Consider the following 13,525-nt stretch of genomic DNA (forward strand, 5'->3'; position numbering starts at 1 on the left):
AAAATGAAGTATCGAATGAAATTGTGGAGGCAAACATTAGCATTATTTCTTTCCTTGCTCCTTCTTCTGCAGGCAGTGCCGTTTTATGCCCTGAACGCTTCTGCCTCTGCGGATGAAGACGGAGATTTTAAAGCGTGGGGAGAAAATGTCCCGAAGGCGAACCGCATGGATGTGAACTGGGAGCCGCCCGACGATGGCAATGATTACGGTTATCTGTATTATCAGAGGAAATTCGACCCTTCTTTGCCGGAGGATATGCAAGAGCAATTTGAAACAAGATCCACCAAATATAATAAACCCGTTAATGTTCTCGTCATATATCCCGGCAGCAGCGGCTTCTACAACGCTGGCAACCAATCGTATATAAAATACTGGCTGCAAGGCACTTCCGGTGTCGGAGATATTGACAGCCTTTTACGGATCACGGATGTCAGCCAAGCTAACTTTGACGCCAATCCCGACGCCTATTTAAAAAACAGTGAAGGGAAATATGTTATCGATGTTGTCATCATAGGCGTGGCTGACCTTAACGGCAGCGTCAATACCAGCGAAGCCGCTGTGAATGCCATTGAAGATTTTATAAAGACTGGCAGGGGCGTATTATTCGGACATGATACGCTAATTGACAGATCGAACTCTAATGTAGGGACAGGCTTAGAGAACATTACAAGTTCTACCGCTAACAGAGGGGAAGGCTGGCAATACACGAAGCTGAGACATTATGCAGGCATTATTGCGAATAGTGCTGTGGCACGGCTTGCTCATCAAACAAATCGTGCGTTGGTGGTGAGGGACGGTTTTTTGCTTAAATATCCGAACGTCATAAAACCTGGAGACATTTTATCGGTAAATAACACGCACGTAAATGGATCCAGCGCCAAAGGAACCATCTGGTTGCAGTTTGCCAATGCGAACGGCACTTTGTATCAAGGCGATGATACGGTTGGCTATGATGATGGCACAGGTTATGCCCTATATCACAGCAACTATTACTTAACGACGTATCATAATACCGCTTTTATCCAGACCGGACACACAACCAATGCGAACATTCCGGTTGCCGAAAGAAATATTATCGCAAACACGGTGTTTTTCCTGGCTCAATTAACACATGACACCAAATTAAATGACAACGCCGCTACCGATGAGGCGCCGCCGGATGCGCCCGTGGCCAGCTACCATTCAGCTAACGGAACGGCCCAATACAAGACACTTATCACGGCGAAGGATAACGGGACAACCTATCAGGGTTATGTGGAAGCGATTGATCAGAACCCGAACATTACCGAACGCAAAAAGTCAAATATTTTCGAAGAAATGGTAACAAGCGGGACGAAAGGCTATTTAATTCACAAATCCGAAAATGCAGATGACGATCCGTTAACTTACGCTGAAATGGATGAGAATGACAATCCGGTTGTTCCAGCCCAGTATTTGCACAATGACGATATAGACGGTCTATTATTTACGCTTAATAATTCGGATACGGGTTATATTCATGTCCGTGCGGTGGACTGGGCGGGGAATGTAGGTCCTGTCAGCCATAACAATATTGGCGATTTAATGCCTTCCTTTACGGTCAATATCATAGGCAAAGTACAGGGGAAAACAGAACCGCAGGAACCGTTATACACTATTCCGCTGCAAATGAGAGCGAACGATGAACCGTTTCGGTTTCCCGCTCTGACTGTGCCAGGTTATAAATTAACCGGGCCGGAGAGCGGCTTTATCGAGATTAATCCCGCGACCGCGGAACAGGAGCAGCCGTTTGTTTTTTGGTACACGGATAACATGACGACCGTAACGATAAAAGCGATGTATGAAGGCACAGCTACGCCTATAGAAAGCTTTTCCGAGTATAGAGTAGCCGCAGAAATAGGAAAACCATTCTCGCATGATCCGCCCGTAATTAGGGGATTCGATTATGAAGGAGCGGCAAATAACAGTACAACGCCTGACGGCAACAGTATTGCCAGCGTAGCCGCGAATGGGGAACACGAGATTATATTCTACTATACCAAGCAGACTACCGAAAAAGGACTGATTATCAATATCGTCGATATCGATAACATCCCTTTAGGCACCGTTTACCGTTCTCTGGTAAAAGGCGTTCCCCAAGACATGACCTATCCGAACGATCCGAAATCCGTGGAAGGGCTGGAGGTTTTAAAGCATTATACCTATAAGTCGGTTGAGCCCGACACGGTAACCTATGATGGTGTTAACGATATCAACGTGACTTATGTTTATGAAAGAATAAAGCGCACGGTGAAAGCTGCGGCTTATGACGAGGCTACAGGAGCGAAGATTACAGATATACGCAGCGAGGATCTGACTGTAGGCGATACGCACCAGATTCATGCTCCGCCAAGCTTGACTCATAACGGCGTGGATTACTCCATTATAGGCGAGACGACACAGGATATTTATGTGTCCAACGGTGCAGCGGCTGTTGAAATCAAGTTCTATTATAAGGCTGCAACGGAAGGTACGGTCCATGTGGTGGCTTGGTATGATACGAATGGCAGCGGAATCTATGAGCCGGGTATAGATCAGGTGATTCAAAGCTATGATTTATCCGGAACGGTTGGTTCGTCTGTTTCTATACCGGCGCCGACCATACATGGCTGGCAGCTTGCGGGCGGAGAGGCAGAATCGGTTACCGCCACAGTTAGTGCAGACGCCCAAACCATTTACTTTCAATACAATAAAGATGTGTGGACTGTAGAGGTCCAATTAATGGATTACTTATCAGGCGCGGAAATCACAACGCTGGGCTCGATAAGCTATGAAGTGCCTAAGGGCGACTCGTTGACGGTATATGCGCCTAATGTGCCAGACTATATACTTACAACCGGTGCGGTGAATACCAATCCAATTACCTATCCGATTGTAGACGAGAATAAAACGGCAACCTTTTATTATACGCCTTTAGAGGATGCGATAGACGCCGCCTATGTGGACGTCACTATCAAGGGTGTCGGCAATGGTCTGACATTATACAGCTACACCAAGCGCATATTGAAGGGGACAGAACCAATCACGCTAAGGGATGAAGCGGACGTCTTCTCGATTCCGGGCTATGTTCTGGACGCGGGCCAGAACCATGTGTTTACGCCGGACGGCAGCGTTGCCGAGATGATCTTTACCTACACCTCGACCGCGGCGACGGTAACAATCAACATGGTTGACGGCAGCGGCAACGAGGTGGCGCCAAGCTTCAACGTGGCGGCGACGACGGGCGAAAGCTTCAGCTACACGGCGCCATCCGTATCGGGCTACAATCTTGAAGGGGCCTTGACGCAATCGATATCCAGCGTGAGCAGCGTCAACAACAGCCTGACTTTTGTGTACAGCCAGGCGAGCGGTAATGTAATGGTTGTGCTGACAGAAGGCGGCCGCATCATCAAAACGGTCAGCGAAACATTCGCGGTCAACGAGACGCGTGAAATCCCGGTTCCGGATCTTGCGGCGGATTATTACACCGCACTGAGCAAGGCTGACACGGTTACTTACCGTGGAACCGCGTTGACGGTGGAATACCAGTATACGAAGGATCTGGTGGATATCCCGGTTCAAGCGGTGGACTATTTGACGAACGACGTGCTGGATACCGTTACCCTAGCCAACCAGCGCAAGGGAGAGTCGTTGACGGTAGGTGCGCCGAATGTGGCGGATCATGTACTGGTAGGCAGCCACACGCAGACCGCAATCGCTGACGGCAGCGAAGTTATCTTCAAGTACAGAACGCTTGCGAATGATGAAGTCGCAGTCAAAGCGGTGTCGCAAGACGGCGTATCGCTGCAAAGCTATGTGATGAGCGGAACGGTCGGCGAAACGGTCTCCGCGATGGCGCCCGGCATACTGGGCTGGAGGCTGACCACAGGCGCGATCCAACAGGCACTGGTGGGAACCGACAAGGAAATTGGATTTACGTATGAGGCGGATGTCGTCACGATCACGGTCAAGTCGATCGATGAACAAGGCGCGCCCATCGGCGAGGCAGCGTTCCAGACGGCAAGGGGCGGCAGCTTCGAGGCGCATGCTCCGCACGTCCCTGGGTATGTGTTAGACGACGAAAAAACCAAGGAATTGACCTATGTTGTTAGCGATACCAGCGTTACCTTCCGTTACAAGAGCATCGAGGATGTGGTCCCTGACTACACGGTAGCGATCACGGTGATCGGGAAGAGCGCAACGGAGGAGTTATACGAGTACGATATTACCCGACCGAAGAACAGCGGAGCTTTGGAAGTGGACGCATTCCAGGTCAGAGGTTACAAATTAATAAACTCTTCGCCGGTAAGCGTCACGGTGGGGGATAAAGATGAGACGGTTACCTTCGATTATGAAACGTTGGCGACGGTCGTTGCGATCCGCATGGTTGACGGCAGCGGCAACGAGGTGGCGCCAAGCTTCAACGTGGCGGCGACGATGGGAGACAGCTTCAGCTACAGTGCGCCATACGTCTCGGGCTACAATCTGGAAGGGGCCATCACGCAGACGATATCCAGCGTAAGCAGCGCCGACAGCAGCCTGACCTTTGAGTACAGCCAGGCGAGCGGTAATGTAACGGTTGTGCTGAAAGAAGGCAGCCGCATCATTAAAACGCTCAGCGAAACGTTCGCGGTCAACGAGACGCGGGAAATCCCGGTTCCGGATCTTGCGGCGGATCATTACACCGCACGGAGCACGGCTGACACCGTTACGTACCGTGGAACTGCGTTGACGGTGGAATACCAGTATGCGAAGGATCTGGTGGATATCCCGGTGAAAGCAGTTGACTATGTGACGAGCGAAGTGCTGGACACGGTTACCAAAGCCAACCAGCGCAAGGGCGAGGCGTTGACGATAGGCGCGCCGAATGTGGCGGATCATGTACTGGTAGGCAGCCAGACGCAAACCGCAATCGCCGACGGCAGCGAGGTCATCTTCCACTACAAAACGGTGGCGAACGATGAAGTCGCCGTCAAGGTGGTGTCAGAAGACGGCGTCTTGCTGCAGAGCTATATGATGAGTGGAACAATTGGCGAAACGGTCTACGCGACAGCGCCGAGCATCCTGGGCTGGAGGCTGACCTCCGGCGCCAACCAACAGGCACTGATCGGAAGCGACAAGGAGATCGTATTTACGTATGCCGCGGATGTCGTCACGGTTACAGTTAGGGCGATCAATGAACAAGGAGTGTCCATCGGCGAGGAATCGTTCCAGACGGCAAGGGGCGGCAGCTTCAAGGCGTATGCTCCGCACGTCTCGGGGTATGTATTAGACGACGAGAGCGCGAAGGAATTGATCGATATCGGAGCCGACACCAGTGTTACTTTCCGTTACAAGAGCATCGAGGATGTGGTTCCTGACTACACGGTAACGATCACGGTGATCGGGAAGAGCGGTACGGAGGACTTATACAAATACGGTATCACCCGACCGAAGAACAGCGGAGCTTTTGAAGTGGACGCATTCGAGGTTAAAGGTTACAGCTTAATTAACTCTTCGCCGGTAAGCGTCGTGGTGGGAGATAAAGATGAGACAGTTACCTTCGATTATGACACATTAGCGACAGTCGTTGCGATCCGCATGGTTGACGTCAGCGGCAACGAGGTGGCGCCAAGCTTCAATGTGGCGGCGACGACGGGAGAGAGCTTCAGCTACAATGCGCCGTACGTCTCGGGCTACAATCTGGAAGGAGCCATCACGCAAACGATATCCAGCGTAAGCAGCGTCAGCAACAGCCTGACCTTTGTGTACAGCCAGGCGAGCGGCAATGTAACCGTTGTGCTGACAGAAGGCGGCCGTATCATCAAAACGGCGAGCGAAACGTTCGCGGTCAACGAGACGCGGGAAATCCCGGTTCCGGATCTTGCGGCGGATCATTACACCGCAATAAGTACGGCTGACACGATTACTTATAATGGAACCGCGTTGACGGTGGAATACCAGTATACGAAGGATCTGGTGGATATCCCGGTTCAAGCGGTTGACTATGTGACGAACGACGTACTGGACACCGTTATCATAGCCAGCCAGCGCAAGGGCGAGGCGGTGACGGTAGGCGCGCCGAATGTGGCGAATTATGTCTTGGTAGGAAGCCAGACGCAGACCGTAATCGCCGACGGCAGCGAAGTCATCTTCAAGTACAGAACGCTTGCGAATGATGAAGTCGCAGTCAAAGCCGTAGCGGAAGACGGCGTATTGCTGCAGGGCTATATCATGAGCGGAACGATCGGTGAAACGGTCTACGCGACGGCGCCGAGCATACTGGGCTGGAGGCTGACCACAGGCGCGAACCAGCAGGCCCTGATCGGAACCGACAAGGAGATCGTATTTACGTATGCGGCGGATGTCGTAACGATCACGGTGAAGGCGGTCGATGAACAAGGCGCGTCCATTAGCGAAGAGACGTTCCGGACGGCAAGAGGCGGCAGCTTCAAGGCGTATGCTCCGCACGTCTCGGGGTATGTGTTAGACGACGAGAGCATCAAGGAATTGAGCGATGTGGCAGCCGATGCCAGCGTAACCTTCCGCTACAAGAAGATCAATATCGAGACATACAGAGTAACTGTCCATTACGTGGAGCAGGAATCGAAGGACAAGTTGAGAGACTCTTCCACTTATATCGGCAAGGAAGGGGAAGTGTTGTGGTTAAGAGCAGATCAGATCACGGTAACTGATGTCGTATACACGCCCTTAAGATACAATGAGCTATACACGATTACCACGGATCCTGCTCAAGAGTATACGTTTGAGTACATTGAGGGTGAAGATGCTGATATCCAGCTTCTGACGATTAACCATCTGGAAGCAGGCACGAACCATGTGCTGAATGAGTCCGAGCTGGTCACAGGACGGTCCGGCGAGGAAATCCGGTATCTGGCGACTCCGATAACGGTATCTGGCGTAACCTATAAGCCGGAGATGCCAGATTACTCTTATATATTCGATGAGCGACAGGACCAAGCGCTTACTATTTTCTATAACAAGGACGTATCGGAGACCGTGCGCCAGGTCTTGGTGAAGTATGTGGAGCAGGGGACAGGCTTAGAACTGGCTGCGCCGATGACGATGAGCGGCAAGCCGGGAGACACGGTAGCTTTGACGCCGGTCTATGTATCGGAATATACGCCAGTGACATCCAGCCATATGTATACGTTCAGTGAACAGGAAAGACAGGAATACACGTTCTATTACACGAAAAACTCATCGAATTCTGGCAATACGGATTCGGGCAATACGGACACAAGCCCATCTCCGGTAACACCGCCACACCCGGCGCCGGAGGAACCAATAGAACCGGAGACGGATGCGTCACAGGCGGGGACGGAAACACCAAAGCTGGAGATGGAGCATCATTACAACTACATTACCGGCTATCCGGACGGGACGATTCGACCGGAGAACCGGATTAGCCGAGAAGAGGTAGCCGCTATCTTCTATCGTCTCATGGAGGATGAGAGCCGGGAGCACTATATCTCCGATAAGAACTCCTTCTCGGATGTAACCGGCAGCCGGTGGTCGAACAAGCAGATCTCGACGCTCGAAGATGCCGGAATGATTACCGGGTATCCGGACGGCACCTTCAAGCCGGGTAACTTCATTACACGGGCGGAGTTCGCAGCGATTGCGTCCCGATTCGACCAGCTCAATGATCAAGCCAATGACATGTTCTCGGATGTGTTCGGACATTGGGCGGAGAAGTATATCGTATCGGCTGCGAACAAAGGCTGGATCAAAGGCTATCCGGACGGCACCTTCAAGCCGAACCAGTATATTACGCGTGCAGAAGCAATGGCTTTCATCAACGGTATGCTGAATCGGAAAGTGAAGGCGAACGATATTCATGAGCATGCGAAGCAGTGGCCGGACAATAAGCCGGGCAAATGGTACTATACACATGTATTGGAAGCGACGAATTATCATGACTATAGCCGCAACGAAGATGGCTATGAAGTATGGCAGGCCGTTCATCCGGATCGAATCCATCCGTAAAGCGTAAAGCAGCCTTGCCTGCATAACATGAAGCTCCTTTCGAGGATTGTCCCGGAAGGAGCTTCTGTAATGAATATGATTAAATGAACATAATGACATACTGATTTCTCTGTTCTGGTTTCCCGTTTTCTCTGCAGGGCAGGGAGGGATTGCCGTTAAATTTTCATAATTAGTTGTGAACTAATACATACTTCTATTCACTTTATCCATGATAATGTATATTTTAATATTCCAAAATAAAATTGATAAATTTCTGTCAGGTCGGGAACACATCAGAGGTGATTGCAAGCGTGAAATCTTCAAATCGACTTGTTCTTTTATACCAATATTTAGTTGAACATAATGATTGGATGACAGCTCAACAATTAGCCGCGGTGCTGAGCTGTTCTGTTAGCACGATAAGAAAAGATCTTAAAACGCTAAAGTCTTTTTTGCCGGATACTTGGTTCCTGGAAAGCCAAAGGGGCAAGGGGATTCGCCTGAATCGTCCCTCTAACCAGCCTATTTTACCATTCGCACATGTCGTAAGTGATACCGATATACTTCAAAATCTAATAAGATATCTCATCCATAATGAGACAGGGTGTACATTGACAGAACTCAGCCGAAAGTTATTTTATAGTGTCAGTGCAATCAGTAAAATGATGAGGATATTAAAGCAAAAGTTGAAAAAATACCATCTAAAATTAGATACAAAACCAGTAAAAATTAGTGGAGATGAGTTTCATTTACGACAGTTTTATTTTGACTATTATCTAAATACGAACTGTACGGCTCCTATCCAACAAGAAACGTTAACATCGATACGCACGCTTATGAAAACAATTGAACAAACTGGAGGATTCAAGTTTTCTGACATTTCTTACATACAACTTCCGATTGTCTTTTCTGTTTGGCAAGGCCGCCTTTGTAAAAAAAAGTTCATCACAAATTGTCCCTCTGTTTTTTATGAATTAGGTGAGCCGCTTCGATGGATGATCCCCATTATTGAAAGACATTTAAAAATTCTTCATATTAGGGCAAGCTCTCATGAATTACATTATGGGGCAGCACTGCTGCTCGGTGTGCCACGAAGCGAAGGCAAAATAGTAGAAGTGTTAGAGCCATGTTATATCGATTCTGTATGTAAAGTGATTCAATACATGGAAGAGAAAACGCGTTTTCCATTTTCCGACGATAACATTTTATTGCAACAAGTATATGATTATTCTAAACATGCAAGGATAAGATGGATTACAGGAATTCATAGTTATGCCAATCAACATGCGATAAAGATAAAAAAGTGTGAATTCACTCTCTTTACCTTAATCCATGAGGCCATGCATCAATACTTTCATTATACAGATTCAATTAGGGATGATGATGTAGCAGACATTACGATGTTCTTTGTTGCCAGCAAGCAAGGATATAGAATGCAGCAAAAAGAAAAAACGATATTATTGTATGTAAATGAAATCGGCGTGATGAGATATGTCAAGCTGAAGTTGCTTGAAAATATTTGCGGACTCGTCAAAATTATGACTGCACATCACGTCCACGAGATGGAACACTTTGCCTCCAATAAAAATATAGATGTCATCGTGACGACCAATCAGCAAAATTATACTCTATTAACTAATGGGATTCCTGTCATCCATATCGGGCCAATCCCAACCAGCAATGATTTCAATATCATAAAAGATACATTAAAAATGTAGTCTGCGCATTGTAAATACGGGTAACCTATCCCGTTTTTTCTTTTACCCTCTGGCACCTTCCTCACACCCCTTTTCATCTACTTTTTAAAACCAACGTTGACGCGGAATTGACGCATGTCTGCAGGAACCCCTGCTCACATATGCTTCGACTCTATGGAACTGTACTGGTACAGCTTTTTTTCACTTCACCGCATTAGGCAAGCTGTCTGTGATGGAGAAGGTCGCGAACGGTATTTTGCAGAAAAATCAACGTGAGCAAGGGACTTGACTTTTTTCGAAATACGTGTGTAATATTAAGTCCATATTCATCAGGCGATGACCAAAGACATGATTCCCTGCACGGGCTGCCCAGAGAGAGAAGCGCAAGCTGCGAGCTTCTTCGGCTACGGTTGCGGAATTACCCCTTTGCAGCCGTGGTGTTGAACCCGTCGAACGAATGATGTGCGGCGGCAGTAAGCGGCACCGTCTCATCCTCGTTACCGGATGTCCAATGAAGGATCTTGCATCTGCACGGCTAGTGAAGCGAACCTGCCAGGCGGCCATGCAAGGTCGAAGTAGGGTGGAACCACGAGCAGAACGCACTCGTCCCTGTCAGGGAGAGTTGCGTTTTTTTGCGTTCCCGCGTGCGTTCATCAAGCTTGGACCAGTATGGAGGAAAGGGAGGCTGAAGCATGGAGATCAAGGTTACATTTCCAGACAATTCGAACAGGAGGTATACGCAAGGCACGACCATCGCGGACGTGGCGGCTTCGATCAGCACCAGCTTGAAGAAGCAGGCCATTGCCGGCAAAATCGATGGCGCGCTCGTGGATCTGAACCGGACGATCGAGCATGACAGCCTTGTTGAAATTATTACGCAGGACAGCCTGGAAGGGCTGGGCATCCTGCGTCACAGTACGGCGCATGTCATGGCCCAAGCCATTCAGCGGATATATGGAGCCGATCAAGTCAAGCTTGGGATCGGTCCGGTCATTGAGGATGGTTTCTATTACGATATCGATATCGAGCGGCCGCTGTCCACGGAGGATCTGGCGGCCATTGAACACGAAATGTCGCGCATCATTCAACAGAATCTGCCGATTGAGCGGCAGGTGCTCGGCCGTGAGGAAGCGCTGCGGCTATTTGAGCAACGGGAAGAGCCGTTGAAGCTGGAATTGATTGATGATCTGCCTGCGGACGCGGTCATCAGCATTTATAAGCAAGGTGAATTTGTTGATTTGTGCCGCGGTCCGCATATGCCGTCCACCGGACGGGTCAAGGCGTTCAAGCTGCAGAAGGTATCCGGAGCCTACTGGCGGGGCGACGCGAACAACAAAATGCTGCAGCGCATCTATGGCACGGCGTTCGTGAAGCAGGAGCAGCTTGACGAGCATCTGCACCGGCTGGAGGAAGCGAAGAAGCGCGATCACCGCAAGCTGGGCACAGAACTGGGCTTGTTCATGTTCTCCGAGGAAGCGCCGGGCATGCCGTTCTATTTGCTGAACGGGATGACGATTCGCACGGAGCTGGAGAACTTCTCGCGCGAGCTGCAGCGGCAGCGCGGTTACGAGGAAGTGCGGACGCCGTTCATGATGAACAACCGGCTGTGGGAGCAGTCGGGGCATTGGGATCATTATAAGGACAATATGTACTTCACGAAGGTTGACGAGACGACATTTGCGCTGAAGCCGATGAACTGCCCGGGACATATGCTGATTTTCAAAAATAGCCTGCACTCCTACCGGGAGCTGCCGATCCGGCTTGGCGAGTTCGGTCAAGTGCATCGCCACGAGATGTCGGGCGCCTTGAACGGCATGCTTCGTGTCCGCACGTTCTGCCAGGATGACGCGCATATTTTCGTCCGCCCGGATCAGATCGAGAGCGAGATCAACGAAGTCATGTCCTTGATTGACGAACTCTACAACATTTTCGGCTTCGAGTACAAGATCGAATTGTCTACCCGGCCGGAAGATTCCATGGGATCAGAGGCGCTGTGGAACGAGGCGGAACGGGCGCTGAAGCAAGTGCTTGATCGCCGAGGCGCCGATTATCGGATCAACGAAGGAGACGGCGCCTTCTACGGGCCGAAGATCGACTTCCATATCCTCGATGCCCTGAAGCGGAGCTGGCAGTGCGGAACGATTCAACTGGACTTCCAGATGCCGGAGAAATTCGGCCTCGCCTATATCGGCGAGGATAGCCAGAAGCATCGCCCGGTCGTGATCCATCGCGCAATGTATGGCTCAATCGACCGGTTCATCGGGATTCTGACAGAGCACTATGCCGGCGCCTTCCCGCTGTGGCTGGCCCCCGTTCAAGCGAAGGTGCTGCCTGTATCCGAGATGTTCACGGATTATGCGCTTCAGGTGAAGCAGGCGCTCGCAGCGCGCGGCATCCGTGCCGAAGCCGACGGCCGCAATGAACGGCTCGGATTCAAAATACGCGAAGCCCAACGCGCCAAAATTCCTTACATGCTCGTCGTCGGGGAGCAGGAGCAGCGGGATGGAAGCGTGTCTGTACGGAAGCGGGGCGAAGGCGATCTCGGATCGCAACCCATTCACGAATTGGCGGAGCTTATCGAGACAGAAATCCGGAAGAGACAGTAGATCCCTTCCCATTTCTCTGAAATTCCGGTACACTAAAAGAAATGGATGCACAATAACCGCCGCCGCTGCGCGCATCGGCGGCAATATCAAGAAGATAGCCCCTTGCGCCTCCGGCGGACGAGGGGCTGTTCCATGTCCGGGGGAATGAATATGCAGTTGATACAGCCAGAGAAGGTGCAGCATGCGCTGCAATTATGGCGAGAGAAGCCATTATATCTCCATCTCGAGATGACGACCGGGGCCTATGCGTCTCATCGCGACAAGACGAAGCATACCGCTTCCGCCTTCGTCACCAATACCGTCATCCGCTATGCGGAAGGCTCCATCGCCGGGAAGGGACCGTACCGCGTCGGACTGAAGACGCCGGGCGGCTGGGTATACGCGGAAGGCTTGACCCATTGGGACGAGCAGGCACAGGCGCATGGCAGATTGATTATGGCGGGCCATGATCAAGAAGGCAGACTGATTGTCAGTCTGCAGCTAAGCGAAGAACCATTCTAAGATGACGAAGAGGAGACCAGACATCATATGAACAGACAGCGTCATATTGCCGTCATCCTGCCGCACCCGGATGACGAAGGAATCATCGCCGGCACATTGGCCGCACATGTTCACGAAGGAACGGCTATCACCTACGCCTGCCTGACATTGGGGGAGATGGGGCGGAATATGGGCAATCCTCCGTTCGCGAGCCGGGCTACGCTGCCGATCATCCGCAAGGGAGAGTTGGAGGAAGCGTGCCGCCGCATCGGCATTCGCGACCTGCGGATGTGGGGATACCATGACAAAACGATAGAATTCGAAGACGAAGAGAAGCTCGCGGACCGGATCGAAGCCTTGCTGGCGGAAGTGGAGCCCGAATGCGTCTATACCTTCTATCCCGGGTACAGCGTTCATCCGGACCATGACGCAACCGGGGCCGCCGTCGTGCGGGCAGTGGGGCGGATGCCGGCGGCCAAGCGTCCCCGCGTCCTGTGCATCGCGATTGCCACCGGCCGCGAGAAGCTGCTCGGCCCGGCGGACGAGGTTCACGATGTCAGCGATTATGTCGAGCAGAAGATTCATGCGATTCATGCGCACAAGAGCCAGGTCCGGCACCTGCTTGGCGGCGGAACGGTGGATGATCCGGCGTTCCGCGCGCGATACAGCCGGGAACGGTTCTGGACGTATCTCTTCCCCGAGGAAGAAGAAGGGGCTCGCGCATAGGAAAGGCGGAGCTTGTCCAACTGGCATCTCCAGGCCCGGAGGGACGGTAGA

Annotated in this window: 5 protein-coding genes; all 5 read left to right on the plus strand. The window is 51.1% G+C overall.

The window, feature by feature from the left end; translation table 11 throughout:
* Positions 1-3: 3 nt before the first annotated feature.
* The 5 genes from FLT43_RS01150 to bshB2 all read left to right on the plus strand — a co-directional run bounded on the left by FLT43_RS01150 (position 4) and on the right by bshB2 (position 13,474).
* Positions 4-7,986, plus strand: a complete 7,983-nt coding sequence (locus FLT43_RS01150) for an S-layer homology domain-containing protein (protein WP_087443722.1) — start codon at positions 4-6, stop codon at positions 7,984-7,986.
* A gap of 290 nt (positions 7,987-8,276) precedes the next feature.
* Positions 8,277-9,683, plus strand: coding sequence for a BglG family transcription antiterminator (locus FLT43_RS01155; protein WP_087443721.1), 1,407 nt, complete (start codon positions 8,277-8,279; stop codon positions 9,681-9,683).
* Between the two features lie 671 nt (positions 9,684-10,354).
* Positions 10,355-12,268 carry a threonine--tRNA ligase gene (thrS, locus tag FLT43_RS01160; protein WP_087443720.1) on the plus strand — a complete coding sequence of 638 codons (1,914 nt, stop codon included), beginning with the start codon at positions 10,355-10,357 and terminating at the stop codon, positions 12,266-12,268.
* Positions 12,269-12,418: 150 nt separating this feature from the next.
* Entirely contained in the window at positions 12,419-12,769 is a 351-nt protein-coding gene (locus FLT43_RS01165) for a YojF family protein (protein ID WP_087443952.1), read from the plus strand.
* 27 nt (positions 12,770-12,796) lie between these two features.
* Positions 12,797-13,474 carry a bacillithiol biosynthesis deacetylase BshB2 gene (gene bshB2 / locus FLT43_RS01170; protein WP_087443719.1) on the plus strand — a complete coding sequence of 226 codons (678 nt, stop codon included), beginning with the start codon at positions 12,797-12,799 and terminating at the stop codon, positions 13,472-13,474.
* Positions 13,475-13,525: the final 51 nt, after the last annotated feature.

This window comes from Paenibacillus thiaminolyticus, from assembly GCF_007066085.1.
Taxonomy (GTDB): domain Bacteria; phylum Bacillota; class Bacilli; order Paenibacillales; family Paenibacillaceae; genus Paenibacillus_B; species Paenibacillus_B thiaminolyticus.

Coding starts and splice junctions, on each gene's coding strand:
- FLT43_RS01150 (WP_087443722.1), top strand. CDS start 4: ATGAAGTATCGAATGAAATTGTGGAGGCAAACATTAGCATTATTTCTT.
- thrS (WP_087443720.1), top strand. CDS start 10,355: ATGGAGATCAAGGTTACATTTCCAGACAATTCGAACAGGAGGTATACG.
- FLT43_RS01165 (WP_087443952.1), top strand. CDS start 12,419: ATGCAGTTGATACAGCCAGAGAAGGTGCAGCATGCGCTGCAATTATGG.
- bshB2 (WP_087443719.1), top strand. CDS start 12,797: ATGAACAGACAGCGTCATATTGCCGTCATCCTGCCGCACCCGGATGAC.